This is a genomic window from Streptomyces sp. NPDC002144 (assembly GCF_053593695.1).
On the sequence record NZ_JBSFDB010000008.1, the window covers coordinates 181,192 to 207,735 of the forward strand.

At 72.0% G+C, this 26,544-nt stretch carries 22 protein-coding genes and 1 pseudogene; 9 read left to right on the forward strand and 14 right to left on the reverse strand.

The features are described from left to right. Position 1: 1 nt before the first annotated feature. Entirely contained in the window at positions 2-766 is a 765-nt protein-coding gene (locus tag ACWCQ1_RS14805) for a TIGR03943 family putative permease subunit (protein ID WP_451026624.1), read from the reverse strand. Next, positions 763-1,953: a permease gene (locus ACWCQ1_RS14810; RefSeq protein WP_451026625.1), complete on the reverse strand. Its 1,191-nt coding sequence runs from the start codon at positions 1,951-1,953 to the stop codon at positions 763-765. The genes ACWCQ1_RS14805 and ACWCQ1_RS14810 overlap by 4 nt, the downstream gene beginning before the upstream one ends. 173 nt (positions 1,954-2,126) lie before the next feature. On the opposite strand from ACWCQ1_RS14810, the gene ACWCQ1_RS14815 reads away from it, so the two are divergent. Then, positions 2,127-4,058: a potassium channel family protein gene (locus ACWCQ1_RS14815; RefSeq protein ID WP_451026676.1), complete on the forward strand. Its 1,932-nt coding sequence runs from the start codon at positions 2,127-2,129 to the stop codon at positions 4,056-4,058. A 63-nt stretch (positions 4,059-4,121) separates the two neighbouring features. Here ACWCQ1_RS14815 and ACWCQ1_RS14820 read toward each other — a convergent pair whose 3' ends face one another. Next, positions 4,122-5,942 (reverse strand): S9 family peptidase, encoded by a 1,821-nt coding sequence (locus ACWCQ1_RS14820; RefSeq protein ID WP_358598163.1) that lies wholly within the window; start codon positions 5,940-5,942, stop codon positions 4,122-4,124. A 114-nt stretch (positions 5,943-6,056) separates the two neighbouring features. On the opposite strand from ACWCQ1_RS14820, the gene ACWCQ1_RS14825 reads away from it, so the two are divergent. From ACWCQ1_RS14825 to ACWCQ1_RS14835, 3 genes are read left to right on the forward strand one after another with little or no spacing between them, the layout of a single operon-like run. After that, complete coding sequence (locus ACWCQ1_RS14825) at positions 6,057-6,896, forward strand: class I SAM-dependent methyltransferase (RefSeq protein WP_133044207.1); 840 nt, start codon at positions 6,057-6,059, stop codon at positions 6,894-6,896. 30 nt (positions 6,897-6,926) lie between these two features. Then, complete coding sequence (locus tag ACWCQ1_RS14830; protein WP_133044206.1) at positions 6,927-7,301, forward strand: nuclear transport factor 2 family protein; 375 nt, start codon at positions 6,927-6,929, stop codon at positions 7,299-7,301. 45 nt (positions 7,302-7,346) lie between these two features. Beyond that, a complete protein-coding gene (locus ACWCQ1_RS14835) occupies positions 7,347-8,144 on the forward strand; it encodes an SURF1 family protein (protein ID WP_358598168.1) in 798 nt (265 codons plus the stop codon). A gap of 70 nt (positions 8,145-8,214) precedes the next feature. On the opposite strand, the gene ACWCQ1_RS14840 is transcribed toward ACWCQ1_RS14835, so the two are convergent. From ACWCQ1_RS14840 to ACWCQ1_RS14855, 4 genes are all read right to left on the reverse strand, one after another. Continuing rightward, positions 8,215-9,261 carry a hypothetical protein gene (locus tag ACWCQ1_RS14840; protein WP_358598171.1) on the reverse strand — a complete coding sequence of 349 codons (1,047 nt, stop codon included), beginning with the start codon at positions 9,259-9,261 and terminating at the stop codon, positions 8,215-8,217. 113 nt (positions 9,262-9,374) lie between these two features. Continuing rightward, positions 9,375-9,950: a SigE family RNA polymerase sigma factor gene (locus tag ACWCQ1_RS14845; protein WP_133044365.1), complete on the reverse strand. Its 576-nt coding sequence runs from the start codon at positions 9,948-9,950 to the stop codon at positions 9,375-9,377. Between the two features lie 490 nt (positions 9,951-10,440). Beyond that, a complete protein-coding gene (locus tag ACWCQ1_RS14850) occupies positions 10,441-11,499 on the reverse strand; it encodes an aspartate-semialdehyde dehydrogenase (RefSeq protein ID WP_133044203.1) in 1,059 nt (352 codons plus the stop codon). 40 nt (positions 11,500-11,539) lie between these two features. Beyond that, positions 11,540-12,811, reverse strand: a complete 1,272-nt coding sequence (locus ACWCQ1_RS14855) for an aspartate kinase (RefSeq protein ID WP_133044202.1) — start codon at positions 12,809-12,811, stop codon at positions 11,540-11,542. A gap of 259 nt (positions 12,812-13,070) precedes the next feature. Here ACWCQ1_RS14855 and ACWCQ1_RS14860 point away from each other — a divergent pair, with 259 nt between their 5' ends. Further along, positions 13,071-13,928, forward strand: a complete 858-nt coding sequence (locus tag ACWCQ1_RS14860) for a PhzF family phenazine biosynthesis isomerase (protein ID WP_451026626.1) — start codon at positions 13,071-13,073, stop codon at positions 13,926-13,928. On the opposite strand, the gene ACWCQ1_RS14865 is transcribed toward ACWCQ1_RS14860, so the two are convergent. The 3 genes from ACWCQ1_RS14865 to ACWCQ1_RS14875 form a co-directional block, all read right to left on the reverse strand. Then, positions 13,912-14,571: a DUF5063 domain-containing protein gene (locus ACWCQ1_RS14865; RefSeq protein ID WP_133044200.1), complete on the reverse strand. Its 660-nt coding sequence runs from the start codon at positions 14,569-14,571 to the stop codon at positions 13,912-13,914. The genes ACWCQ1_RS14860 and ACWCQ1_RS14865 overlap by 17 nt on opposite strands. Continuing rightward, positions 14,564-15,163: a recombination mediator RecR gene (gene recR / locus ACWCQ1_RS14870; RefSeq protein WP_009309432.1), complete on the reverse strand. Its 600-nt coding sequence runs from the start codon at positions 15,161-15,163 to the stop codon at positions 14,564-14,566. The genes ACWCQ1_RS14865 and recR overlap by 8 nt, the downstream gene beginning before the upstream one ends. A gap of 93 nt (positions 15,164-15,256) precedes the next feature. Next, a complete protein-coding gene (locus ACWCQ1_RS14875; protein WP_133044199.1) occupies positions 15,257-15,601 on the reverse strand; it encodes a YbaB/EbfC family nucleoid-associated protein in 345 nt (114 codons plus the stop codon). A 273-nt stretch (positions 15,602-15,874) separates the two neighbouring features. On the opposite strand from ACWCQ1_RS14875, the gene ACWCQ1_RS14880 reads away from it, so the two are divergent. Beyond that, on the forward strand, positions 15,875-16,627 hold the full coding sequence (locus tag ACWCQ1_RS14880) for an SLATT domain-containing protein (RefSeq protein ID WP_133044198.1): 753 nt from the start codon (positions 15,875-15,877) through the stop codon (positions 16,625-16,627). An 88-nt stretch (positions 16,628-16,715) separates the two neighbouring features. On the opposite strand, the pseudogene ACWCQ1_RS14885 reads toward ACWCQ1_RS14880, so the two are convergent. The 4 genes and pseudogenes from ACWCQ1_RS14885 to ACWCQ1_RS14900 form a co-directional block, all read right to left on the reverse strand. Then, positions 16,716-18,277, reverse strand: a pseudogene (locus ACWCQ1_RS14885) (PstS family phosphate ABC transporter substrate-binding protein). Positions 18,278-18,368: 91 nt separating this feature from the next. Then, positions 18,369-20,549, reverse strand: a complete 2,181-nt coding sequence (locus ACWCQ1_RS14890) for a protein kinase domain-containing protein (RefSeq protein ID WP_451026627.1) — start codon at positions 20,547-20,549, stop codon at positions 18,369-18,371. 88 nt (positions 20,550-20,637) lie between these two features. Beyond that, complete coding sequence (locus ACWCQ1_RS14895; RefSeq protein ID WP_451026628.1) at positions 20,638-21,096, reverse strand: MarR family winged helix-turn-helix transcriptional regulator; 459 nt, start codon at positions 21,094-21,096, stop codon at positions 20,638-20,640. Further along, positions 21,093-21,698, reverse strand: coding sequence for a type 1 glutamine amidotransferase family protein (locus ACWCQ1_RS14900; RefSeq protein WP_358598191.1), 606 nt, complete (start codon positions 21,696-21,698; stop codon positions 21,093-21,095). The genes ACWCQ1_RS14895 and ACWCQ1_RS14900 overlap by 4 nt, the downstream gene beginning before the upstream one ends. A gap of 129 nt (positions 21,699-21,827) precedes the next feature. On the opposite strand from ACWCQ1_RS14900, the gene ACWCQ1_RS14905 reads away from it, so the two are divergent. From ACWCQ1_RS14905 to ACWCQ1_RS14915, 3 genes are all read left to right on the forward strand, one after another. Next, positions 21,828-23,201: an aspartate aminotransferase family protein gene (locus ACWCQ1_RS14905; RefSeq protein WP_358598194.1), complete on the forward strand. Its 1,374-nt coding sequence runs from the start codon at positions 21,828-21,830 to the stop codon at positions 23,199-23,201. A gap of 141 nt (positions 23,202-23,342) precedes the next feature. Further along, positions 23,343-24,044, forward strand: a complete 702-nt coding sequence (locus ACWCQ1_RS14910) for a GntR family transcriptional regulator (RefSeq protein ID WP_133044193.1) — start codon at positions 23,343-23,345, stop codon at positions 24,042-24,044. Continuing rightward, positions 24,041-26,494, forward strand: coding sequence for a dolichyl-phosphate beta-glucosyltransferase (locus tag ACWCQ1_RS14915; RefSeq protein WP_451026629.1), 2,454 nt, complete (start codon positions 24,041-24,043; stop codon positions 26,492-26,494). The genes ACWCQ1_RS14910 and ACWCQ1_RS14915 overlap by 4 nt, the downstream gene beginning before the upstream one ends. Positions 26,495-26,544: the final 50 nt, after the last annotated feature.

Genomic DNA, 26,544 nt, shown 5'->3' on the forward strand with positions numbered 1-26,544 from the left:
GTTACTGGTTCCAGCTCTCGTCGTACGGGTCCGACGGCGTCGGTACCGGTTTGGCCGACGTGATCTTCAAGTACGGGATCGGGCCGTTGTTCACCGGGTCCTTGATCTGCTGGGTGGTGTAAGTGCCGGTCACTTCCAGCCACTTGTCCGGCTCCAGGACCGGCGGGACCTTGCCGGTCAGGGCGATCTTGACCGGCTGGGCGTCCGCGGCGCAGCAGTTGAGGGCCATGCGGACCAGGTACGGGGCGCCCGTGTGGTCCAGGGCGACGAAGCCGGTCACGTGTATCTGGCGGCCCGCCAGGGAACGGCCGTGGTCGTAGACGGCACGGCCCGCGTAGTCGACCACGGTGAGGTTCAGCGGGCCGGTCGCGGGCAGCTTGTTGTAGCCGTACGGCTGCTGCAGGGCCGTACCGGTGCGCATCGCGCTGTACGAGCCGAGGGCCGGCGGGGCGACGAGGATGAGGGCGAGGAGGGGGAGGACCAGGAGCCAGGAGATGCGGGGTTCGCGGTGCGTGTGCTCGTGGGCGTCTTCCTGCCCGTGCTCGTGGTCATCGCCGTGGTCGTGGGCTTCCGTCGCCTTGGGCTTGCGGCCTCGCCACTCGTACCAGACCGTCGCCAGAGAGGCGAGGATCAGGATCGCTCCCGACGCCAGCAGCAGGGGTTGCAGGCCCGCCTTGACGTAGCGCAGGTAGAGGTTGGTGAGGCCGGCGTGCAGCAGGGCCGCGCCTGTCAGGAACAGGATCGCCGCCTGGGCCTGCCGGTTCACAGCAGCACCGCCCCGGTCAGGACCGCGCCGACGATCGCCAGGGCGAAGGTGGCGGGCGCGAACCGCAGGGCGAAGCCCCGGCCGAAGGTGCCGGCCTGCATCGCGAACAGCTTGAGGTCGATCATCGGTCCCACCACCAGGAACGCGAGTTTGGCCGTCAGGGAGAACTGGGTCAGCGAGGCCGCCACGAACGCGTCCGCCTCCGAGCAGATCGACAGCAGTACGGCGAGGACGGCGAGGGCGAGGATCGCGACCAGGGGGTTCTCCGCGGCCGTGCGCAGCCAGCTCGCCGGGGCCAGTGCCTTCAGCGTCGCCGCGGCCATCGCGCCGACGACCAGGAATCCGCCCGCGTGCATCACGTCGTGCCGCACCGAGTTCCAGAAGGCGGCGCCCTTGCTGGGGCCCTCGTAGTGCGAACGCTCCGGTGTGCGCAGCCAGTCCGTGCGGCCGAGGCGCTGCCACAGCCAGCCCATCACGCAGGACACCAGCAGGCTGGCGAGGAACCGGGCGAGGACCATCTCGGGGTTGCGGGGGAAGGCCACCGCGGTCGCCGTCAGCACGATCGGGTTGATCGCCGGGGCGGAGAGCAGGAAGGCGAGCGCCGCGGCCGGGGTCACGCCCCTGCGCACCAGCGCTCCGGCCACCGGGACCGACGCGCACTCGCAGCCGGGCAGCATGGCGCCCGCCATCCCGGCCACCGGCACCGCCAGCGCCGGGCGGCTCGGCAGCGCGCGGGCGAAGAACGAAGGCGGCACGAACACCGCGATCGCCGCCGAGAGCAGCACACCGAGGACCAGGAAGGGCAGCGCCTGCACCAGCACGGCCACGAACACCGTCATCCAGCTCTGCATCACCGGCGCGGACAGGGCACCCCGGATGGGCCCCTGCAACAGCACCACGGAGAGCAGCAGCAGCGTGAGGACGAGGGGTGACTTCGAGTCGGCGGGCTTTGTGTCGGCGGCCTTTGCGTGGGGCGACTTCGAGTCGGGAGACTGCGCGTCGGCGGGCTTCGCGTCGGCGGCCGCAGCGTGGGGCGACTGCGCGTCGGCGGGCTTCGTGTCCGGCGACTTCCGGTCAGCCGGCTGCTTGTCCGGCGACTTCGGGGCCGCGGACTTCGGTGGTGTCTCTGTCGGCGGGGCCGGGGCGTGGCTGTTCGGCCCTTTGAGGGCTTCTTCGGTGATGGCCACGGGCGAGGTACCTCCGGTGCTGCGGCAGGGCGCTGGTTCCCTCCCCTTCACTACGGCGGAAGGACGGTGAACGTTCACTGGTTGCTGGAACCACCTGTCTCTTTGGGGCAGTCTTTGACCTCGTGGGGAGCGTTCCGAGTCAAGGTGTGCCGAGTGGTGACCCCTCCGGGCACATGGTGGTGTGCGGCGACGACGGCCTGGCACACCGCCTGGCCGCCGAACTGCGCGGTGTGTACGGCGAACAGGTCACGCTCGTCGTGCCGCCCTCCGAGCGGAGTGTGCGCCCGCCGGTGGTGGGGCGGGCCCGGGCGACCACGGCGGCGCTGCTCGACCGGGTGAGCGCGGCGGTCAACCGCGCGGGCGGCAACGGTGAGCCCGTCGCCGGCGCCCCCGTCGCCGGCGCCCCCGTCACGGAGGCCACCGAGCCGAACGAGGCGGTGCTCGCCGCCGCCGGCGTCGAACGGGCCGCCGCGCTGGCGCTCGTGTACGACGACGACGAGACCAACATCCGCGCCGCGCTCACCGCCCGCCGCCTCAACCCCAGGCTGCGGCTCGTGCTGCGCCTGTACAACCGGCGGCTCGGCCAGCACATCGAGGAACTCCTCGACCAGGCGGCCGCGTTGGCCGCGGGCGACGGCGACGGAGCCGGCGTCGACGCCTCCACGACCGTGCTCTCCGACGCCGACACGGCCGCGCCGGCGCTGGTCGCCACCGCCGTCGCCGGCACCAGCAAGGTCGTACAGACCGACGGGCTGCTGCTGCGGGCGGTGGAGCGGACGCCGCGGCCCGGGCAGGTGGCCGAGCCGGGGCTGGCCACGCTCGCGCTGCTGTCCCCGACCGGCAACGGCTCGGACGTCCCGGAGGGCTCCGGACCCGGCGACGAGGGGCCGTCGCTGCTGCCCGACGCGCAGGCGGTGCGCGGCGCGACCGGACGCGGGACGGTCGTCCTGGAACAGGTCTCCTACGCCGGCCCCTCGCTGCCTCCGGCGCGCGGTGCCGTGCCGTTCGCCTCGCTGTTCTCGCGGCGGCTGCGGTGGTCGCTGGCCGGGATGGTCGCCTGCGTGGTCGCGCTCGCGGTCGCCCTGTGGCTGGTGACCGGGATCCATCCGCTGAAGGCCTTCTATCTGACGCTGCTCGATCTGTTCGCCATCGACGACCCGGCCATCGGCGCCTCCGTCGGGAGACAGATTCTCCAACTCCTGTCCGGGCTCGTCGGGTTGCTGCTGCTGCCGGTGCTGCTGGCCGCGGTGCTCGAGGCGCTGGGCACTTTCCGGAGCGCCTCCGCGCTGCGCAAGCCGCCTCGGGGGATGGGCGGTCATGTCGTCCTCCTCGGACTCGGCAAGATCGGTACGCGGGTGTTGACGCGGCTGCGGGAACTGAGCATCCCCGTGGTCTGCGTGGAGTCCGATCCCGAGGCGCGGGGGCTGGCCACGGCCCGGCGGCTGCGGGTGCCGGTGGTGCTCGGGGACGTCACACAGGAGGGGGTGCTGGAGGCCGCGAAGATCCATCGGGCGCATGCGCTGCTCGCGGTGACCAGCGCCGACACGACGAATCTGGAGGCCGCGCTGTACGCGCGGTCCGTGCGGCCGGATCTGCGGGTGGTGCTGCGGCTGTACGACGACGACTTCTCCACGGCCGTGTACCGGACGCTCAGGGCCGCCCATCCCCGGGCGTCCACCCGGAGCCGGAGCGTGTCGCACCTCGCGGCCCCCGCGTTCGCCGGGGCCATGATGGGGCGGCAGATCCTGGGCGCGATTCCGGTGGAGCGGCGGGTGCTGCTGTTCGCCGCGCTCGAGGTGGCGGGGCATCCGCAGTTGGAGGGGAAGACCGTCGCGGAGGCGTTCCGGGCGGGGTCCTGGCGGGTGCTGGCGCTGGACACGGGGGCTTCCGCCGGGCGGCGGGAGGAGTCGGCCGCGGAGGAGGCGTACGAGGACGGGCGGAACTCGGGGCTGGTGTGGGACCTGCCCGACGCGTATGTGCTGAGCGGGACGGACCGGGTGGTCCTCGCTGCCACGCGGCGGGGGTTGGCGGAACTGCTGGGCCGCCGTCCCCCGGAGCGCGCGGTGCCGGGGGCCACCGCCCCCGGACACCCGCTCCGACCCTGACCGGACCTCGTCCTCGACCGCCGGACGGGCCGACAGCACATAACCGGGGCCGGGAACCTCCCGTCAGCCCAGATGCCGGTCCGCGAAGTCCAGCTCCAGGCGGACCTGTTTGATCCGTTCGTCCACCACCAGTGAGCCGTGCCCGGCGTCGTAGCGGTACACCTCGTGGGTCGCCCCTCTGGCCTCCAGGCGTTTGACGTAGTTCTCGATCTGGCGGATGGGGCAGCGCGGGTCGTTGACGCCGGCCGAGATGTAGACCGGCGCCGTGACCTTGTCGACGTAGGTGATCGGGGAGGACGCCTCGAAGCGGTCGGGGACCTCCTCCGGGGTGCCGCCCAGGAGGGTTCTGTCCATGGCCTTCAGCGCCTCCATCTCGTCGTGGTACGCCGTGACGTAGTCGGCGACGGGGACCGCCGCGATGCCCAGCGTCCACGCGTCCGGCTGGGTGCCGAGGCCGAGGAGGGTGAGGTAGCCGCCCCAGGAGCCGCCGGTGAGGATCAGCCGGGCGGGGTCGGCGAGGCCCGAGGTCACCGCCCATTCGCGGACCGCCGCGATGTCCTCCAGCTCGATCAGACCGACCCTGTGCTTGAGGGCGTCCGTCCAGGCGCGGCCGTAGCCGGTCGAGCCGCGGTAGTTGACACGGACCACCGCGTAGCCGTGGTCGACCCAGGCCGCCGGGCCCGCCGCGAAGGAGTCGCTGTCGTGCCAGGTGGGGCCGCCGTGGATGTCGAAGACCGTGGGCAGGGGGCCGGTGGCGCCCGCCGGCTTCTGCACCAGGGCGTGGATGCGGCCGCCCGGGCCCTCCACCCACACGTCCTCCACCGGGACCGAGCCGGGGGACTTCATGCCGGGCGGGTCGAGGACGACCTCGCCCGTGGTGGAGCGGACCGCCGACGGCTGGGCGGCCGAGGACCACAGGTACTCCACGGCGCCGTCGGGGCGGGCCGTCGCACCGGAGACCGTGCCGGGCGGGGTCGGGATCCGCTCCAGGGAGCGGCCGGCCAGGTCGTACCGGAAGAGTTCGCTGCGCGCCTCGAAGCTGTGGGCGATGAGCAGGCCCGTGCCGTCCGGGTACCACTCGGCGCTGACGTCGCCGGGCAGGTCCAGGGCGAGATCGGTCTCCTCGCCGGTGGCCACGTCCCACACCGCCGGCTCCCAGCGGCCCCGGCGCTGGTGTCCGATGAGCAGGCGCGTGTCGCCCTCGACCGGGGCGAAGCCGAGGACCTCCAGGCCGAGCTCCTCGGTGCCGCCGCGGGTGTCGTCGAGCTCGGCGACCGCCGTGCCGTCGGGGCGCAGGACGCGCAGCGCGGAGTGCATCGCGTCTCCGTGCTCGGTGTGCTCGATCGCGATCAGCGAGCCGTCGTGGGAGAGGTCGCCGACACCCGCGGACTCGCGGTGGCGGTAGATCTCCACGGGGTCCTCGCCGGTGCGCACGAGGTGGATCGTCGTACCGTCCTCGTCCGTGGAGCGGCCCACGACGGCGGTGCGGCCGTCGCGGCCCAGGGCCAGGCCCGCCGGGTAGGAGGCGTCCAGGCCCGGTGCGGCGGGTTCGTCCGCGCCGCCCGTGAAGGGCTGTCTGCGCCAGACGCCGAACTCGTCGCCGTCCTTGTCGTCGAACCACCAGATCCAGGCGCCGTCCGGGGAGAGCACGCCGTCCGTCGTGCCGTTCGGCCGGTCGGTGACCTGGCGCTGGACGCCGGTCGAGCGGTCCCAGGCGTACAGCTCGTACGTCCCCGTCGCGTTCGACACGAACAGGGAGCGGTCCGGTGCGTCCTCCGCCCAGTCGGGCAGCGACACCCGCGGCGCCCGGAAGCGCTTCTCCCAGTCCGGCATGTTCTCGTTCTGTACCTGATCCGGCGCGTCGGACCCGTTGCTCTCAGTCATGGCCCCATAGTGCCCGTCCCCGCCGACAATTCGCTGGCCCGGGACCCAGGCTGTGGATAACTTCTACCCGGCACTTACCGAACACCCGTCCAAGCAGGTCAGGAAGGCGCGATCATGTCCTCCACCGTCCCCGCCGAGGTCCCCTCCGACTGGCGTGAGACCAACCGTGCCAACTGGGACGAGAGGGTCCCGCTGCACGCCACCGGAGACTTCTACGACCTCGACGGTTTCCGGGCCGGCAAGGAGGCCCTGCGCTCCTTCGAACTGGCCGAGGTCGGTGACGTGACCGGCAGGACCCTGCTCCATCTGCAGTGCCACATCGGCACCGACACCCTCTCCTGGGCCCGGCACGGCGCGGCCCGCGTCGTCGGCCTCGACTTCTCCGCACCGGCCGTCGAGGTGGCCCGGGGCCTCGCCGCCGGCCTCGGGTTCGGGCCGGAGCGGGCGGAGTTCGTGGCGGCGGACGTGTACGACGCGGCGAGCGCGGTACCGGAGCCGTCGTACGACATCGTCTACACCGGGGTCGGGGCGTTGTGCTGGCTGCCCGACGTCCGGCGGTGGGCCGAAACGGCGGCCGCGCTGGTCGCGCCCGGCGGGTTCCTGTATCTCTGCGAGTTCCATCCACTGACCGACGTCCTCGACGACGAGACCGGTTCGCGGGTGGTGCGGGACTACTTCGACCGGGCCGCGCAGGTGTACGACTACCCCGGCACGTACGCGGCGGAGAGTACCGACACCGTCCACAACCGGACCGTGGAGTGGCAGCACCCGCTCGGCGAGGTCGTCTCCGCCCTGGCCGCGACGGGTCTGCGCATCGAGTTCCTGCACGAGCACGACGTCTCCGTCTTCCAGCGCTTCGAGACGTTCGAGCGCCACGACGACGGCTACTACCGCTTCCCGCCGGGCCGCCCGGGCATCCCGCTGATGTACTCGCTGAAGGCGCGCAGGGTCTGATTGTCAGTGGCGGCGTGCACACTCTTCGGCATGACCGATCTGCGCACGACAGTCGAGAGGTTCTGGGCCGCCGCCGAGGCCCGGGACTGGGACGCCTTCGCGGGCACGCTCGCCGAGGACGTCGTCTACACCCTCCCGCAGACCCGCGAGAGGATCAGCGGCCGGGAGCGGTACGTGCGGTTCAACCGGGAGTATCCGGGTGACTGGCATCTGCGGATCGAGCGCCTGGTCGCCGAGCCGGGGCAGGTGGTCAGCTGGACGCACTTCGCGGTGGGACTGGAGGAGATGTACGGCATCTCCTTCTTCACCGGGGACGAGGACGGCCGTATATCCGCGATCACCGACTTCTGGCCGGAGCCGTACGAACCTCCGGCCGGACGGGACCACCTCGCCGAGCGGTACTGAACCCCCCTGCCCGGCTCACCGGAACGGCACCGTACCGTTGAAGGCGTGTACCGGTTTCTGCTGACGCCCCGGTGGTGGGGGATCAACGTCTTCGTGCTGCTCGCCATCCCCTTCTGCATCTTCATGGGGTCCTGGCAGCTGAGCCGGTTCGAGGGCCGGGTGCAGGACCACCGGGAGGCGACCGAGCGGGTCACGACGGACCGGCACGAGTCGGCCCGGCCGCTGCGCGAGCTGCTGCCGGTGAACAAGGCGACCTCCGGCAGGCAGGCCACCGCGACCGGCCGGTACGACAAGCAGTTGCTCGTCCCGAACCGCCGGCTGGACGGCAAGCAGGGCTTCTACGTGCTGACACTGCTGCGGATGGACGGCGGCGAGGCGCTGCCCGTGGTCCGCGGCTGGCTGCCGGGCGCCGCCGATCCGGCGAAGGCACCCGCCGCACCCACCGGTGAGGTCACCGTCACCGGCGCGCTGCAGGCCTCCGAGACACCGGGCGACAACGGCGTCAGTGCGCAGGGCGGGCTGCCTGCCGGGCAGACCGCGGCGATCAGCGCGGCCTCGCTGGTGAACCTGGTGCCGTACGGCGTGGAGGACGCCTGGATCACGCTCGACAAGGCCGACTCCGGGATGAGGGCCGTGCCCGCGACGGCGCCGCCGGACTCCGGTCTCGACCTCAAGGCCTTCCAGAACCTCGGCTACACCGGCGAGTGGTTCGTCTTCGCCGGCTTCGTCGTCTTCATGTGGTTCCGTCTGCTGCGCCGCGAGATCGAGTTCGCGCGGGACGCGCGGATGGGTCTGGTCCCCGAGGAGGAGACCGTGTCCCAGGCCAGCCCGTCCGGCGTCTGACAGCCAGGCGTCTGACAGCCAGCCGTCTTGCGGCAAGGCGTCCGACGGCAAGGCTTCTTACTGCGAGGCGTCAGGACCCGGCCAGCAGCCCGGTGTAGTACACGACACCCGCGCACGCGCCGGACACCGTCGCCGAGACCGTCGGCGAGCCCGCCTCCGCGGTGTGGGAGATCACGACGGACCCGTCCGCCGTGCCACCGTCCTCGGTGAACATCTGGGTGCTCACCCCGCTGTCCGTGCCGCTGGACGCGGAGCCGGAGGTGGTGCCCGAATCCGGTGTGGGCGTGGGGCTCGCGGTGGAACCGCCGTCCGTGGTGCCGCCGTTGCCCGTGCCGGTGGTGGGACAGGTCTCCGTGGGCACCCAGGCGAACTTCACCTCGTAGGAGGCGCCCGGCGCGAGCAGCAGCGAGGTGACCTCGGTCGCCGGGTCGGGCAGCGCGGCCGCCGCGTCCCCGGAGACATGATGGGACGTGGTGATCTTCGTGGCGTCGGCCGCGCCCTGGGCGAGCGTGCTCACCGAGCCGGGGCCGCCGACGGTGCAGGCGGCGGAGGAGACGTTGACGACGCGGAACGTGCCGTACACCGCGCCGGTGGAGTCGGGCGCGGCGGTCGTCCCGGTGGCCGAGCCCAGCTGGGCCGCGGTGCACACCGCGGCGGACGCGCTGGCGGACGACGGGCCGGTACCGGCGCTGGCGCCCATGCCGGCGCCGTTGTTCTTGCCCTTGCCGTCGCCCTTCGTGTCGCCCTTGCCATGGCCCGGGGCGGTCCCGGAGCCGCCGCCCGCGGTGCTCTCACTGCCGTCCGCGTTCTTCCCCTGGCTCGCCCCGCCCTGCGCCTGGGAGGCCTGGCCGGCGACGGAGGGGTTGACGTCGGAGCCGGTGGAGTTGGAGACGTGCACCAGGGCCGGCACGGCGGTGCCGATGAACAGGGCCGCCGCGGCCATGCCGACCATGGCCTGCCGCTTGCGTGCCCGCCGGGCGGGCACGGCACGGCGCAGATGGTCCAGGGTGCCGTCGCGCGGCTCGACCGTCTGCACCGCCTGGTGCAGCATCCTGCGCAGGGCCAGCTCGTCCGGGTCGAGCCCTTCGGCGCTCCGGTCCTCGAGGCCGTCGTTCACAGTTCCGTTCCCAGCGTGCGATTGGCTGTGTTCTTGCTCGTTCGTGCGCGTCGGCTCGTGCCACGCGAAGGGCTCATGGCGCTCGTGGGAGTCATGGGACTCGCCGTCCTTGCTCATGCCGGCGCCTCCATCGCGAGGCGGAGAGCCGCGATGCCCCGGGAGCCGTACGCCTTGACCGAGCCCAGCGAGATGCCGAGCGTCTCGGCGACCTGAGCCTCGGTCATGTCCGCGAAGTAGCGCAGCACCAGGACCTCGCGCTGGCGGCGCTGCAGCCCCTTCATCGCCTTGATCAGGGAGTCGCGCTCCAGCTGGTCGTAGGCGCCCTCCTCGGCGCTCGCCATGTCCGGCATCGGCTTGGACAGCAGCTTGAGGCCGAGGATGCGGCGGCGCAGGGCGGAGCGGGAGAGGTTGACGACCGTCTGCCGCAGGTAGGCGAGCGTCTTCTCGGGGTCGCGGACGCGTTTGCGCGCGGAGTGCACCCGGATGAAGGCCTCCTGGACGACGTCCTCGCAGGAGGCGGTGTCGTCGAGCAGAAGGGCGGCGAGGCCCAGCAGCGAGCGGTAGTGCGCGCGGTAGGTCTCGGTGAGGTGGTCGACGGTGGTCCCGGCGGCCGTCACGTCCTCGACGCCGTCGCGCTGGTTCGGTATGCGGGTGGGCCGCGCCGCTGGCATGGGCGCGATCACCGGCATGCCGCCGGGCGCGCCGGGCATCCGGGGTCGGCTGCGGGTCGCAGCGGAGAAGTCGAGAACCTGAGCCACGCCAGTTGGACACGCTTCCCCCCGGGAGGGTTGTACGTGCCGGGCGTCACTTTCGCGTCATGTGCCGCAATCGGCCGTCTCGCTTCAGGCGGTACAACTGACCGTGCGCCAAACGCCCTCATGCGTACCCGCTCTTCCCCTGTGTCCTGAATGACCGAGACGTCCCCACGCCTCGGGCCGCATCCCCGCCGACCCCCTGAAGGGCGTTCGCAAAGACGCTCCCCGCCCTTCGCGCGGTTGCGGAGAGCGGGGAGAAAAATCTTCGGACGCCGAGCGGGTCCACAGCAAGTGGTCCGGACCTTCGACCGGCTCACACTTCGTTTATAGATCATACAAACTGACCCGAAGTGGCCCGGTGGCCGGTGACCCAGGTGTCAGGAAGGTGGTCCGGTGGCCCGGCGACCCGGATGTCAGGCCGGCGTCAGGCCAGCTCGGCCGCCAGCAGCTCGGCGATCTGTGCGGTGTTGAGGGCCGCGCCCTTGCGCAGGTTGTCGCCGCAGACGAAGAGTTCGAGCGCCGTGGGGTCGTCGAGGGCGCGCCGCACCCGGCCAACCCAGGTCGGGTCGGTGCCCACCACGTCGGCGGGGGTGGGGAACTCACCGGCGGCCGGGTTGTCGAACAGGACCACCCCGGGCGCGGTGGCGAGGATCTCGCGGGCCCCGTCCACACTGACCTCGCCCTGGAAGCGGGCGTGGACGGTCAGGGAGTGCGTGGTGACGACCGGCACCCGGACGCAGGTGACGGCGACCGGGAGGTCGGGCAGCCCGAGGATCTTGCGGGTCTCGTCCCGTACCTTCATCTCCTCCGAGGACCAGCCGTCCTCGCGCAGCGACCCGGCCCACGGGACGACGTTCAGCGCGACCGGCTCCGGGAACGGCCCCGTGTTGTCGCCCACGGCCCGGCGCAGATCGCCGGGACTGGTCCCGAGCTCGGTGCCGGCGACCAGCTCGAGCTGGCGCCTGAGCGTGTCGACACCGGCCCGCCCGGCACCGCTCACCGCCTGGTACGAGGAGACCACCAGCTCGCGCAGCCCGAACTCGGCGTGCAGCGCGCCCAGCGCGACGATCATCGACAGCGTGGTGCAGTTCGGGTTGGCGACGATCCCGCGCGGCCGGCTGCGGGCGCAGTGCGGATTGACCTCGGGCACCACCAGCGGCACCTCCGGGTCCATCCGGAAGGCGCCCGAGTTGTCCACCACCACCGCGCCCTTGGCGGCGGCGATCGGCGCCCAGTGCGCGGAGACCTCGTCGGGCACGTCGAACATGGCGACGTCGACCCCGTCGAAGGCCTCCTCCGACAGGGCCACCACCTCGGTCTCCGTGCCGCGCACGGCCAGCTTGCGGCCGGCCGAGCGCGGGGAGGCGATGAGCCGGATCTCGCCCCAGATGTCCGCGTGCTGGGACAGGATCTGCAGCATGACGGTACCGACGGCCCCGGTCGCCCCCACGACCGCGAGCGTCGGACCAGGCCTTGCCGTCACGTTCCCGCCTGCCGCGCGACGCCCGGCAGGCACGGCCTCGTCATCGCCCGGTGCCCCCGTAGACGACCGCCTCGGCGGTGTCGGAGTCGAGGCCGAAGGCGGAGTGGACGGCGCGGACCGCCTCCGTGACGTCGTCGGCGCGGGTGACGACCGAGATACGGATCTCGGAGGTCGAGATCAGCTCGATGTTCACGCCCGCGTCGGACAGCGCCTCGAAGAAGGACGCGGTGACGCCCGGGTTGGTCTTCATGCCGGCGCCGACCAGGGAGATCTTGCCGATCTGGTCGTCGTAGCGCAGCGAGTCGAAGCCGATGCCGCTCTTCGCCTTCTCCAATGCGTCGATGGCCTTGCGGCCCTCGGACTTCGGGAGGGTGAAGGAGATGTCGGTCAGCCCGGTGGACGCGGCCGACACGTTCTGCACGACCATGTCGATGTTGATCTCGGCGTCGGCGATCGCGCGGAAGATGACGGCGGCCTCGCCCGGCTTGTCCGGCACGCCGACGACCGTGATCTTGGCCTCGGAGGTGTCGTGCGCGACACCGGAGATGATGGCCTGCTCCACCTTCTGGTCCCCAATCGGCTCACTGCTGACCCAGGTGCCCTGCAGCCCGCTGAAGCTGGACCGGACATGGATCGGGATGTTGTAGCGGCGGGCGTACTCCACGCACCGGTGGAGCAGCACCTTGGACCCGGACGAGGCGAGTTCCAGCATGTCCTCGAACGAGATCCAGTCGATCTTCCTGGCCTTCTTGACCACCCGCGGGTCGGCGGTGAACACACCGTCGACATCGGTGTAGATCTCGCACACCTCGGCGTCGAGGGCCGCGGCCAGCGCGACGGCGGTCGTGTCGGACCCACCGCGCCCCAGCGTGGTGATGTCCTTCTTGTCCTGCGAGACACCCTGGAACCCGGCGACGATGGCGATGTTGCCCTCGTCCAGCGCCGTCCGGATCCGCCCCGGCGTCACGTCGATGATCCGGGCTTTGTTGTGGACCGAGTCGGTGATGACGCCGGCCTGGCTGCCGGTGAACGACTGGGCCTCGTGGCCCAGGTTTTTGATCGCCATGGCCAGCAGCGCCATGGAGATACGCTCTCCGGCGGTCAGCAGCATGTCGAACTCACGCCCGGCAGGCATCGGGGATACCTGCTCGGCGAGATCGATCAGCTCGTCCGTCGTGTCGCCCATCGCGGAAACGACGACAACCACCTGGTTGCCGTTCTTCTTCGCTTCCACGATCCGCTTGGCGACGCGCTTGATGCCCTCGGCATCGGCTACGGAGGAGCCTCCGTACTTCTGCACGACAAGGCCCACGTGCGCTCCTCGCTCAGTCCGTGTGTGTCGGCTCAGTTTAACGAGCGCCCGAAATCCGCCCCCGCGGTATCGCATGGTGAGATTCGTGCGCCCAGGTCAGCGCCTGCCCAAGGAAACGGCCGGGGAAAAGTGCAGCGCGTCACAAGGGACGGCTGCGAAATTAGGGTTCAAGCACCGGTGTTCGCCGTGTGCGCGTACTGCTGGTGGCGAAGGGGCTGCGGGGACGGGCCGGGTGTGGGGGGTCGGATACGGTCGGGTGATGGAGATTTTGCGCTACGTGGCCTTCAGTACCGACCCGGCCGGAGGCAACCCCGCGGGTGTGGTGCTCGATGCCGCCGGGGCCGACGACGCGGCGATGCTGGCGGCGGCTGCCGAGGTCGGTTACTCGGAGACGGCGTTCGTGGTGCCGTCGGCGGACGGCGCGCTGGACGTCCGGTACTTCAGCCCGCTCGCCGAGGTGCCGTTCTGCGGGCACGCGACGATCGCGACGGCGGTCGCGCACGCGGAGCGGCACGGCACCGGACGGCTGCTGCTGCGCACCCAGGCGGGCCCGGTCACGGTGAGCACCGAACGGACGGCGGACGGCACGGTCATGGCGACCCTGGTGAGCGTTCCCCCGCGCACCGCACCGCTCCCGGAGGCCGACCTCGCCGAGCTGCTGGCCGCCCTGCGCTGGTCCGCCGAGGAACTGGACCCGGCGCTGCCGCCGCGCGTGGCCTTCGCCGGCGCCTGGCATCCGGTGATCGCCGCCGCGACCCGGGAGCGGCTGGCCGACCTGGACTACGACATGGACGCGCTCGGCGCCCTCATGGACCGCAGGGGCTGGACCACCGTCGACCTGGTCTGGCGGGAGTCCCCGACCGTCTTCCACGCCCGCGACCCGTTCCCGCCCGGCGGGGTCGTCGAGGACCCGGCGACCGGCGCGGCGGCGGCCGCTCTGGGCGGCTATCTGCGGGAGCTGGGCCTCGTGGCGACACCCGCCACCGTGACGGTCCACCAGGGCGCGGACATGGGACGGCCGAGTACGATCACCGTGACCGTTCCGGAAGGAGCGGACACCGGGATCGGCGTTACCGGAGCGGCCGTACCGATCCGGCCGGCTACTGACCCCGCCTGATCCCGAGCGGTCCGCCGATCTCCTGCGCCATCACCTTGCCCGCCTCGAACTCCAGCGTCTCGTCGCCCATGCTCTGGTCCGTGTCCAGCCCGTCCAGCTCCTCCAGGGGCTGGTTGAGGCGGACGTGGATGAGGACGGACTGCAGGGCGCGCAGGGCGGCGGAGGCGGTGGGACCCCAGTTGGAGAAGTAGGAGAACTGCCACCACCACAGGGCCTCCGTCACCCGGCCGGCGCGGTAGTGGGCCATGCCGTGGCGGAGGTCGGTGATGACGTCGGCGATGTCGTCGGAGAGCCGGGCCGGAACCGGGGCCGTGCGCGGCTCGTAGGGGTCGAAGACCTCCGAGTAGACGTCGACCGGGTCCAGCAGACGGGCGAGGTTCTCGCGCAGTTCGTCGACATCGGCGTCCGGGCCCGTGTCCGGCTCGTAGCGCTCGTCGGGGACGATGTCCTCGTGCGCGCCGAGCCGACCGCCGGCCAGGAGGAGCTGGGAGACCTCCAGCAGCAGGAAGGGCACGGCGGAGCCCGGCTCGTCGCCCTTCGCGACCTCCGTCACCGCCACCAGGAAGCTCTCCACCTGGTCCGCGATCTGGACCGCGAAGTCGTCCGGGTCCCGCGTCGTGGCATGCAGCGTGGCGTCAGACATCTAGGAGTCGTCTCCCCTCGAAGGCGCGGCCGAGGGTGACCTCGTCCGCGTATTCCAGGTCGCCACCCACCGGGAGGCCGCTGGCCAGGCGGGTGACCTTGAGGCCCATGGGCTTGATCATCCGGGCGAGGTACGTCGCCGTCGCCTCGCCCTCCAGATTCGGGTCCGTGGCCAGGATCAGTTCCGTGACCGTCCCGTCGGCCAACCGCGCGAGAAGTTCTCGTATACGCAGGTCGTCGGGGCCGACACCCTCGATCGGGCTGATGGCGCCGCCGAGCACGTGGTAGCGGCCCCGGAACTCCCGGGTCCGCTCGATCGCCACCACGTCCTTCGGCTCCTCCACCACGCAGATGACCGAGGGGTCGCGGCGGGTGTCACGGCAGATGTTGCACAGCTCCTCCTGCGCGATGTTGCCGCACGTCGCACAGAAGCGGACCTTCGCCTTGACCTCCATCAGGGCCTGGGCGAGGCGTCGTACGTCCGTCGGTTCCGCCTGCAGGATGTGGAAGGCGATCCGCTGGGCGCTCTTGGGACCGACGCCGGGCAGCCGCCCCAGCTCGTCGATGAGGTCCTGCACCACGCCTTCGTACACGGACTGCCGTCCTTCCCGGGGGGTTCCTTACACGTACGTACGGTAGTTGGCGGACGCCCCTCTTAGAAAGGCGGGCCCGGTCTCGACAACGGCTCAGAAGGGCAGGCCCGGGATGCCGCTGCCGCCGCCGAGGCCCTGGGCGAGCGGGCCGAGCTTCTGCTGCTGGAGGTTCTGGGCGTTCTCGTTGGCCGCCTGGACGGCCGCGACGATCAGGTCGGCGAGGGTCTCGGTGTCCTCGGGGTCCACCGCCTTGGGGTCGATCCGCAGGGCGCGCAGCTCACCGGCGCCGGTGACGGTCGCCGTGACCAGGCCTCCGCCCGCCTGCCCGTCGACCTCCGTCCGCGCCAGCTCCTCCTGCGCCTTCTGCAGGTCCTGCTGCATCTTCTGGGCCTGCTGGAGCAGCTGCTGCATATTGGGCTGGCCACCACCGGGAATCACGATTCAGCTCCTGGATTCGTCGTTTCATCCGTTGTGTTTCCGTTGGCACGAGCCTACGTGGTCCGCGCAGCCATCGCCCCGCCACTCTTTCGAGTGAGATTGCCGTGACTGCCATACCTGATCAAGGCCCTCTTGCGGGCGGAAAAGCGGCGAAAGGCACGCCCGCGCCACCCATTGGGCGGTAGGAAGGGTTCCGCTGAGCGGTAGGAAGGGGTCCGCGTCGGCATGCGATGTCACGCAACGTGAGCGGCCGTGATCAGTAGGGAGTGCCGGGTGGGTCAGCCGGAGATGCAGCCCGAGGGTCCCCCTCAGGACGAGCGGGGCGAGGGCGCGGCCGGACTGCGGCCGGGGGATCTGGCCGGGCGGTCCTTTCCCCTCGGGGACTGGGGCGAGCCGGCCGAGCGGCTGCACGAGCTGTACCGGTGGGTGGAGCGCGGGGCGCTGGAGACGGCGGCCTGGTATCTCGCGGACCGGGTGTGGAAGCGGCGGGGCGCGCGGACGCTGCGGGCCGGGGCCGCCGCAGGGGCGGTCACCGGGGCCGCGATGCCGTTGCTGGACCTGACCGGGGTGCTCGGCGGGGCGGCCGCCTGGGGCTATCTGGCGCTGCTGCTGGCCGTCGCGTGTGTGGCGGTGGACCGGTTCTTCGGGGTGACGTCCGGCTGGATAAGGGACGTGGCCACCGCGCAGGCCGTGCAGCGGCGGCTGCAGGCGCTGCAGTTCGACTGGGCGTCGGAGAGCGTGCGGGAGGTCCTGGGGCCGACGGAGGGGACGGCCGGGGAGGCCGCCGAGCGGTGTCTCGGGGTGCTGCGGCGGTTCTCGGAGGACGTGACCGAGCTGGTGCGGACCGAGACGGCCGACTGGATGGTGGAGTTCCGGACCGGGTCGGCACCGATGGGGATCCAGTCGGCGGTGGCGTCCCCGGCGCGCGGCACGGACGGCGCCGGCCTCAACGGCCGTTTCCCCCTGCCCCCGGGACCCAACTCCCGCCCCAACATGCCCCGTCAGCGCCCGCCCGAGCCCAGGTGACCTCACGGTCGGACGGCAGGACGAGCTCTCCCGTCGGCCTCCCGTCGATCTCCCGTCGGCCTTCCATCAGTCCCCCGTCAGTCCCCCGTCAGTCCCCGGAGCACAGCCCCGTGGCCACCGTCGCTGAGCACGGCAGATGGCCGTGGGCCCGGATGACGTTCTCGTTGGCGGTGTCGCCGATGTAGGCGAGGAAGGCGGCGGCCAGGGAGCCGGAGGAGGGGGTGCCGTAGGTGTAGGCGTACTCCACGCCCCGGTAGGGGTACTCGCTCCTGCCGTACTCGATGTCCTCCACGGAAGGGGCGGCGCCGTCGAGAGGGACGGTGCGCAGTCCGGGGTGGCCGGAGGAGGCCAGGGTGAACTCGGAGTAACCGAGCGCGCCCGGGATCCGGGCCACCGTGGCCAGCACGTCCTCGGTGGAGTCGAGTTCGCAGCGCATGACCGGTGCGGAGGTGTCGTCCTTGTGTACGCAGTCCAGGGAGGTGCTGGGCACGCGCTCCCAGGTGCCGAGCACCCGGCGCTGGAAGATCTGCCGGGTCCCAGAGTCGGCGTTACGGCTGACCAGGACGATGGGCAGGTCGGGCAGCGAGGCGTCCAGCTGCTTCCAGCGGGTCACCTCGCCCCGGTAGACGCGGCGCACGTCCCGCACCGACAGGCCCTTGGCGGGCAGCCGGACGCCGTCGTTGACGACGAGGGTGAAGACGGACAGGGCGATGCGCCGGCCGACCAGCTTGCCCGGTCCGCCGATCGCCGGGCCGTCGGAGAAGGCGACGACCGAACGACTGTCCGCGGAGAGCGCGTTGACGCCCGCGGAGCTGCCGCGCGCGTCCACGGTGATGGCGGAGTCCGGGCACTTGCGCTGGTAGTCCTTCGCCAGGTCCCGTACGACGGGCGCGAAGGCGGTCGAGCCGGTGACCGTGAGGCGGCCCTTCTCGCAGCCGATCGGGACCGGGTGGTCGTCGCGGGCCACGACGATCCCCGCGAGGGTGAGGACGCTGACCGTCAGCATGATGGTGATCAGCCGGGCGGCACGGCTGAACAGGGGCGGTTTCTCGTCGGGCGTGGCGCTGCGGTTGGGGTGCACCTCGCCTTCCCGGATGCCGCCGAACAGGCGGATCTCGCTGCCGACGTCGCCGCCGGAGAGCAGCACCAGCAGCTTGTAGTGGTCGCCGCGGTTGAGCGGGACGCGCGGGATGCGCAGGGTGTTGCCCTCGTAGCCGAAGCCCCGGGTGGGGGTGAAGTGGTCCATCAGGTGGTCGGTGTCGGAGGGCTGGGTGACCGAGACTCCGCGGATGGTGCGGTCGTTGAACACCGCGGTCAGGCCGTGGACCTCGGGGCTGGTGTAGTCGTCGCGGTCGATGCCCTGGGAGCCGTCGTTCTCGACCCGGATCAGCACCAGGGTGGCGTCGGACATGCCGGGGGCCTCGTCGAAGAGGCCGAGTCTGACGTTGGCTCTGCCCAGGCGTACGTCGTCGCCGATGGGGTTGTCCATCTGGACGCGGTAGCCGATCCTCCCCCACTGCCTTAACGGCGTGGGCGGTGCCCCCAGCGGCGCGGCACCCGGCGCTCGTACCAGACCATGACGCCGGACGCGGCGATGCCGAGCACGGCCGTGCCGACCGCGACGACGTTCTCCGGGCTGAACCACTGCACTTGGGCGCCCCCGCAACTCCCCGAGCCGGATCAGGGAGGTCACCGTACGTCCGTGCGAGTTCAACTTCCTTAAGCGCAGCGGTACTTGAGGTTACTGTCGGGTGTAGTCAAGCTTCTCGCCGTTGCTGGTGTTGACGCGCTGGAGGGTGCCGTCGGGGAGCAGGGCGATCTCGGTGGCGCTGCCCGGTTTGCAGTAACCCGAGTCGCCCTCGGTGACGTTGGACGGGCCGATCTCCAGCGGCCCGTCGCCGCTCGGGGCGGCGGTGAGCCGGGCCTGGAAGACGCAGTGGTAGTCGCCGCTGGTGGTGGGGCCGTCCGCGACGAGGGTCAGTACGGCGTCGCCCACCTGCCCCTGTCGGATGGTGAGTTGGCGGGTGTTCTCGCCGTCCTTGTTGGTGATGGTGGCGGTCCAGGTGCCGAGGTAGCCGGCCGGGACCGACCCGTCCGTCGGCGCGGAGGTCGTCGGGGAGGCGGTGGTCGGGGACGGTTGCGTGGTGGTCGGGCCGGGGCTCGGGGGCGCGCTGGTGGTCGGGGCCGGGCTCGGCTTGTCGTCGCCCTGGTCGCTGCCGCCGCCGTTCATGAGCGCGTACACGGAACCGCCGGCACCGAGCGCGACGACGAGGGCGACACCGACCAGCAGCGCCGTGGAACGGCCGTTCCTGCCGGGCGGGTCGGGCGGCGCGGTGACCGGTCCGGCGTAGGAGGAGGGACCGTACGGCGGGGTGGAACCGAGGGCTCCGTAGGGACCGGCCTGGGGGTACCCGTAGGCGGCCTGCTGCTGGGGGTGTCCGTACCCGGCCTGCTGCTGGGGGTGCTGCTGCGGGTACCCGTAGGCGGGGTGACCGGGCGGCGGGGTCTGGCCGTGGCTCGGCGGGGGCGTCTGGGCACCGCCCTGCCCCCCGACGACGGTGGGCAGATGATTCAACGGCGCGCCGCCGCCCGGCTGACCGGGAGGCGCAGGGGCGACGGACGGCCGCGGCCCCGGGTCGGCACCCGAACCGACTCCGGCGCCGGCATCCGCGCCCGCGCCGGAACCAACGCCCGGACCCGACCCCAAGCCTGCGCCCGGCCCCGCCCCCAAACCGGCACCGGACCCCGCCCCCGCACCGGTGTACGGCCCCCGCGAGGTGTCGTCAGCGGCCGCCGCGTGCTCGGGTGAAGCCCCGCGCTTCTCGAACGAAGGCCCCGCCGATCCCCCCGCCCCGCCCCGCTCCCCGGGCGACCCGGCCCCCGCGTTCCCCGGCGCACCCACCGCTGCCGAACCCGCCGCCCACGGCTGCCCCGCCGCGCCACCGGTCCCCGCACCCCCGTCGGAACCGCCGCCCGTGGCGATCCCCTCCCCCGCCGTCCGCTCCGGATCCTCCGTGTCCAGCAACTGCACGGCGTGCCGCCCCAGTTGGGCCACCAGGGCGCTCGGCAGCCACGGGTCGCGGGAGCGGCCGTCCTGGACGGTGTCCTCGGCGCCCGTGCGTTCCAGGACCTTGTCCAGCGTCGGGCGGGCGGCCGGGTCCTTCTTCAGGCAGTCGCGTACGAGGTCGGCGATCCCCTCCGGCACGCCCTCGAGGTCGGGTTCCTCCTGGGCGATGCGGAACATCAGGGCGTGCACACCGCTGTTCGCGGTGCCGAAGGGCAGGGCGCCCGTGGCGGCGTACGCCAGCACGGAGCCCAGGCAGAAGACGTCGCAGGCCGGGGTGATCCGGTCGCCGCGCACTTGTTCCGGCGCCATGAACCCCGGCGAGCCGACCAGCGCGCCGGTGCGCGTCAGTCCCCCGTCCGTCACCGTCTCCAGCGCCCGCGCGATGCCGAAGTCGATGACCCGTGGTCCGTCGATGGTGACGAGGACGTTGGACGGCTTGAGGTCGCGGTGGATGATCCCGGCGGCGTGGATGTCCTTGAGGGCCTGCGCGAGCCCCGCGGCCAGGATGCGCACCGAGCGCTCCGGCAGCGCTCCGTGGTCGTGCCCCACGACCTGCTGCAGGGTGGGCCCGGCGACGTACCCGGTGGCGACCCACGGCACCGCGGCCTCCGTGTCGGCGTCCAGGACCGGTGCCGTCCAGTACCCGCCGACCTGCCGCGCGGCCTGTACCTCCTGCCGGAACCGCGCCCGGAACTCCTCCTGCGCGGCCAGCTCCCGCCGCACCAGCTTGACCGCGACGGTCCGCCCGCGGTCCGACCGGGCGAGATACACGAACCCCATCCCGCCGGCCCCGAGCCGCGCCAGCAGCCGGTACGCCCCGATCCGCTGCGGATCCCCGGCCCCGAGCTTCTCCATCGCAGGTCCCCCCGAAATCCCCCGATACGCCCCTGTACGACAGCCCCACGATAGTGCGGGCACGGGGAGAGGAGGGCGGGAGCGGTGTCTACGGTTCCGTAACGGGTGGTCCCAGTTCGTCCAGCACCTTGGACAGCCGTTCCATGGCCTGGACGGCCTCCGCCAGTTCGGCTTCCCCGAAGGCCTCCGCGAGCCGGTCGGCGAAGGCCGCGTGCCCCGGGTTGATCCGGTGGTTCGCCGCGCGCCCCTCCTCGGTCGGCGCCAGGAGCTTGGCGCGGCGGTGGGCCGGGTTGGGCCGGTACTCGGCGAGCCCGCGTTCCACCAGCAGGTCGGCGATGCGCTGCACGCTCTGCCGGGTGATGCCCATCGCCCGCGCGATCCCGGCGACCGTCAGCGGCTCCCCCAGCACCGCGCCGAGCACCTGCCACCAGGCCGCGGTGAGCCCGGAGGGCCTGGCCAGCTCCTCGGCCACCCCGAGGAACTGGCCGTTGAGCCGGAAGACCCCGAGGGCGCTGCGGCTGAGCAGGTCCTGTCGCTTCCGGCTCACCCCGCGGCCGCCTGCTGCAGCACGGCGAACGCCTCGGCGTCCGAGTCGTGGTGGAGCCGGTACCAGGCGTCGAGCAGCTCGCCCTCGTACACCCCGAGCAGCCGGAAGACCTCCCGGGCGAAGGCGACGGGCTCGGTGGGTCCGGCCGTGACCAGGTGCCCGTCGGTGACGGCGTCCGCGTCGACGTACCGCTCGCCGCCCCGGTAGCCGGTCGCGGCGAGGTAGAAGGAGACCGCGCTGGTGTGGTCGCGGTCGTCGAGCAGCCCCTCCCGCGCGAGTCCGGCGGTGGCCCCGCAGATCGCGGCGACGGGCGTCCCGGCGTCCAGGAACTCCCGCGCCTTGCGGGCGAAGGGCGCGAGGTCGTCGCCGGCGTCCCAGGCGTCGGCGCCCGGGAGGATCAGCAGGGAGCTGTCCTCGGGTCGTACGTCCTCGAGTGCGAGGTCCGGCTGGACGCGCAGTCCGCCGATGCTGACGGCCGGGTCGAGGCTCGGGCCCACGGTGCGGATGCCGTAACCGGCACGGGCGAGGTAGGCCGTCGCGTACCCCGTCTCCCAGTCCGCGAGGGTGTCGTACACAGCGAGATGGACAACCTTGGCATTCATGACAGCATGCTCCCATTTGGACAGCATGCTGTCAATGTTGGAGAGGTCGACAACCTGTCGCGGAAACCCCCGGACCACAGACATGACGCCAATACCGCGCCCGCGTTCGCGCTGCCTAGGCTCGCCGCCATGACCCCTCAGCCACACCCCGAGGCCGGCGCCGCCGTGAAGGCCGCGGACCGCGCGCACGTCTTCCACTCCTGGTCCGCGCAGGAGCTCATCGACCCGCTCGCCGTCGCCGGTGCGGAGGGGTCGTACTTCTGGGACTACGACGGGAAGCGGTATCTCGACTTCAGCAGCGGGCTCGTCTACACCAACATCGGCTACCAGCACCCGAAGGTCGTCGCCGCGATCCAGGAACAGGCCGCACACCTGTCCACCTTCGCGCCGGCCTTCGCGATCGAGGCCCGTTCGGAGGCGGCACGGCTGATCGCCGAGCGGACCCCGGGCGACCTGGACAAGATCTTCTTCACCAACGGCGGCGCCGACGCCGTCGAACACGCGGTGCGGATGGCGCGGCTGCACACCGGGCGGGCCAAGGTCCTCTCGGCCTACCGGTCGTACCACGGCGGCACCCAGCAGGCCGTCAACATCACCGGGGATCCCCGCCGTTGGGCCTCCGACAGCGCCGCCGCCGGGGTCGTGCACTTCTGGGCGCCGTACCTCTACCGCTCCCGCTTCTACGCCGAGACCGAGGAGCAGGAGTGCGCACGGGCGCTGGAGCACCTGGAGACGACCATCGCCTTCGAGGGGCCCGGCACGGTCGCCGCGATCGTCCTGGAGACCGTGCCGGGGACGGCCGGGATCATGGTTCCGCCGCCGGGGTATCTCGCCGGGGTGCGGGAGATCTGCGACCGGCACGGGATCGTCTTCGTCCTGGACGAGGTCATGGCCGGGTTCGGGCGCACCGGTGAGTGGTTCGCGGCCGGCCTGTCCGGTGTCACTCCGGACCTGATGACCTTCGCCAAGGGCGTGAACAGCGGGTATGTGCCGCTCGGCGGTGTCGCGATCTCGGCGGCGATCGCCGAGACCTTCGCCCGGCGGCCCTACCCCGGCGGGCTGACCTACTCCGGACACCCGCTCGCCTGCGCCGCCGCCGTCGCGACGATCAACGTGATGGCGGAGGAAGGGGTCGTCGACAACGCGCGGCGGCTCGGCGAGGGCGTCGTCGCGCCCGCGCTGCGCGAGCTGGCCGAGCGGCACCCCAGCGTCGGCGAGGTGCGCGGGGTCGGCATGTTCTGGGCGCTGGAGCTGGTGAAGGACCGCGAGACGCGCGAACCGCTGGTGCCGTACAACGCGACCGGCGAGGCCAACGCGCCGATGGCCGCCTTCGCCGCCGCCGCGAAGAAGCACGGCCTGTGGCCCTTCGTGAACATGAACCGCACCCACGTGGTCCCGCCGTGCAACGTCAGCGAGGCGGAACTGAAGGAGGGCTTCGCGGCACTGGACGCGGCGCTGTCGGTCGCCGACGAGTACACGGCGCAGGCAAGTTACCGCGGGTAGTCGATCGCTCGCCCTCAGGTGCCGCACCATGCCGCGCACAGCTACGCGGGTAAACACCGAGGGAACCCGAACGCGTAAGGTGGCGTGCTCGTAGATAGGGACGAGTACGCCACCCGACGTTTTCGAGGAGACGCCCCGACCATGCCCGGCAGCAGCGGCAACGGCTCCGTGACCCGCAGCACCCTGCGGCAGCAGATCGCCGACGCGCTTCGCGACGAGGTGCTGGCCGGCCGGCTCCAACCGGGCCAGGAGTTCACCGTCAAGGAGATCGCCGAGCAGTACGGCGTCTCCGCGACCCCCGTGCGCGAGGCGCTGGTCGACCTGTCCGCGCAGGGACTGCTCGACGCCGACCAGCACCGCGGCTTCCACGTCCACGAGTACTCGACCGCCGACTTCCGGGGCATCGTCGAGGCCCGCAGCCTGATCACCGACGGCATGTTCCGCGCCCTGGAGACCGGCGCCGGCCGTCTCCCACCCCTCGACGACGCCCGCGCCAACGCCTCCCTCGCCGGGGTGCGGCGGCGCGGCGAGGAGGCGCAGCGGGCCTCGCTGGCCGGTGACCTCACCGTGCTGATCGGTTACGACCTGCGCTTCTGGCACGAGCTCGGCGTCATGTTCGGCAACCCCTATCTCGCCGACTTCCTGCACCGGCTGCGCGTGCAGTCCTGGGTGTGCGCGGTGCAGCATCTGCGGCGGCTGAAGGACCTGCGCGGTGCCCTGTGGTCCGGTCACACCGATCTGGTCGACGCCCTCGCCCGCCGGGACACCAAAGCGGCGCGGTCGATCGTCGCCGGGTACAACGACCACGCGCTGGCCCTCATCGAGGGGCTGGCCGACCGGTGAGCGCCCTGGACACGGAGGCCGTTGGCCTGCCCGTCGGCCCGCCGGTGAACCTCTCCGTCGTCATACCGGCCTTCAACGAGGAACTGCGGCTCGGCCCCACCCTGGACGCGGTCACCGGCTATCTGCGCGACAACGAGGACCGCTGGGGCACGTGGGAGGTCGTCGTCGCCGACGACGGATCCACCGACGGCACCGGCGCGCTGGTCACCGCCCGCCGGGACCCCCGGATCCAGCTGGTCACCAGCCCCCGCAACCGCGGCAAGGGCAACGCCCTGCGCCTGGGGGTCGCCGCCACCCGCGGCCGGCGGGTGCTGGTCACGGACGCCGACCTGGCGGCGCCGATAGAGGAGCTGGAGCAGCTCGACAAGGCGCTCCGCGAGGGCGGCTCGGCGGCCATCGGCTCGCGTTCCGTGCCCGGCGCCACGATCGAGGGCCGCCAGCACCGCATACGCGAACTGCTCGGCCGCGCCGGAAACTTACTCATACGCCGGATCGCCGTGCCGGGGATACGCGACACCCAGTGCGGCTTCAAGCTCTTCGACGGCGACCGGGTCCGCGAGGCCTTCGCCGCCTCCCGGCTCAACGGCTGGGGCATCGACGTCGAGGTCCTGCGCCACTTCCACCGCGCCGACTGGCGGATCGCCGAGGTCCCCGTCCGCTGGTCCCACCAGCCCGGCTCCAAGGTCCGCACCCTCGACTACGCCCGGGTCCTGACCGAGCTGGCCCGGCTGCGCGCCCGCACGGTGCGCCCGGCGGACCTGTTCGTCACCCTCGTCTTCCTGCTGATGTCGGCGGCCCTGTACTCGGGCCGTCTCTTCGACCCGAACCACCGCTATCTCCCCGACTCCCTCCAGGACCAGAACCAGTGGGAGTGGTTCTTCGCGGTCACCGCCCACAACCTCGCCCACCTGGACAACCCGTTCTTCTCCGACCTGCAGGGCTTCCCCGACGGGGTGAACCTCATGGCCAACACGGTCATGCTGGGCCTCACCGTCCCCTTCGCGCCCCTCACCCTGCTGGCCGGCCCGGCGGTCTCCCTCAGCGTCTGCATGGCCCTGGGCCTCGCCGCGACCGCGGCGGCCTGGTACCGGCTGATCGTGAAGCGGGTCGTACGGCACCGCCCCGCGGCCTTCGTCGGCGCCTCACTGGCCGCCTTCGCGCCGCCCATGATCAGCCACGCCAACGCGCACCCCAACTTCGTGATCCTGTTCATGATCCCGCTGATCGTGGAGCGCGCCCTGCGCCTGTGCGAGGGCACCCGGGTCGTGCGGGACGGCGTGGTGCTGGGCCTGATGGCGACGTACCAGATCTTCCTCGGCGAGGAGCCCCTGCTGCTCGCGGCGCTCGGCATGCTCCTGTTCGCGGGCGCCTACGCCGTCGCCCGGCCGGACGTGGCCCGGACCGCCTGGCGGCCGCTGCTGAAGGGACTCGCGATCGCGGGCGCGGTCTGTCTCCCCCTGGTCGCCTATGCGCTGACCTGGCAGTTCGCCGGTCCGCAGAGCTACAAGAGCATCCTGCACGGTGACAACGCGGGCAACAGCCCCCTGTCCCTGCTGTCCTTCGCGGAGCGCTCGCTGGTCGCGGGCGACGAGCTGCGGGCGAACTCCCTGTCCCTGAACCCGACCGAGCAGAACGCGTTCTACGGCTGGCCGCTGGTCCTGGTGGCGTTCGCGATCGTCGTACGACTGTGGGAGCGGGCCCTGGTCAGGGTGCTGGCGTTCACCGCGGTCGGCGCGGCGCTTCTCTCCCTCGGCCCGGAGATCCGCGTCCCGATGACGGACGACGTCTACCCCGGCCCCTGGGCACTGCTCGCCAAGATGCCGCTGTTCGAGTCGGTGATCGAGGGCCGGGTCGCGATGATCTGCGCGCCCGTGCTCGGCATGCTGCTCGCCCTGGCGCTGGAACGGCTGGCGGCGACGCGGAAGATCGGCACGCAGTACATCGGCCTGCTCGGGATCAGCCTCGCCCTGATCCCGCTGATCCCTGCCCCGCTCAAGGCGGTCGAGCGCCCGCAGACGCCGGCCTTCTTCACCGACGGGGCGTGGAAGGCGTACGTGGGCAGGGACGAGTCCCTGGTGATCGTGCCGCTGCCCGACTCCGGGTACGCCGAGCAGCTGCACTGGCAGGTCGAGGCGGGCCTCGGCTTCAGAATGCCCGGCGGCTACTTCAACGGCCCCTACGGCCCGGACCGCATCGGCATCTACACCGCTTCCCCCCGCTACACCTCGAACATGCTCCGTGACGTCCGCTACAGCGGGAAGATCCCCACGATCGGCAAGAACTGGCGGGCCCAGGCCCGGCGCGACCTCGCCTTCTGGAAGGCGGGAGCGCTGGTGGTGGCCCCGCAGCCCAACGACGGCGCCCTGCGCACGGCCGTCACCGAACTGGTCGGCCATGGCGGGAAGTGGGTGGACGGCGTATGGGTATGGGACCTGCACAAGGGGAGCTGACCTGAGCCGGCCTGTCCGAACGGGGCACTCCTCGAGCCGCACCGACTACC

What these genes read in the sequence shown, in the direction of transcription:
- ACWCQ1_RS14865 (WP_133044200.1), bottom strand. Translation starts at nt 14,571, where the DNA reads ATGTCTGACGCCACGCTGCATGCCACGACGCGGGACCCGGACGACTTC.
- ACWCQ1_RS14825 (WP_133044207.1), top strand. Translation starts at nt 6,057, where the DNA reads ATGTCCTCCACCGTCCCCGCCGAGGTCCCCTCCGACTGGCGTGAGACC.
- ACWCQ1_RS14890 (WP_451026627.1), bottom strand. Translation starts at nt 20,549, where the DNA reads ATGGAGAAGCTCGGGGCCGGGGATCCGCAGCGGATCGGGGCGTACCGG.
- ACWCQ1_RS14815 (WP_451026676.1), top strand. Translation starts at nt 2,127, where the DNA reads ATGGTGGTGTGCGGCGACGACGGCCTGGCACACCGCCTGGCCGCCGAA.
- ACWCQ1_RS14900 (WP_358598191.1), bottom strand. Translation starts at nt 21,698, where the DNA reads ATGAATGCCAAGGTTGTCCATCTCGCTGTGTACGACACCCTCGCGGAC.
- ACWCQ1_RS14860 (WP_451026626.1), top strand. Translation starts at nt 13,071, where the DNA reads ATGGAGATTTTGCGCTACGTGGCCTTCAGTACCGACCCGGCCGGAGGC.
- ACWCQ1_RS14830 (WP_133044206.1), top strand. Translation starts at nt 6,927, where the DNA reads ATGACCGATCTGCGCACGACAGTCGAGAGGTTCTGGGCCGCCGCCGAG.
- ACWCQ1_RS14845 (WP_133044365.1), bottom strand. Translation starts at nt 9,950, where the DNA reads ATGCCGGTGATCGCGCCCATGCCAGCGGCGCGGCCCACCCGCATACCG.
- ACWCQ1_RS14905 (WP_358598194.1), top strand. Translation starts at nt 21,828, where the DNA reads ATGACCCCTCAGCCACACCCCGAGGCCGGCGCCGCCGTGAAGGCCGCG.
- ACWCQ1_RS14820 (WP_358598163.1), bottom strand. Translation starts at nt 5,942, where the DNA reads ATGACTGAGAGCAACGGGTCCGACGCGCCGGATCAGGTACAGAACGAG.
- ACWCQ1_RS14910 (WP_133044193.1), top strand. Translation starts at nt 23,343, where the DNA reads ATGCCCGGCAGCAGCGGCAACGGCTCCGTGACCCGCAGCACCCTGCGG.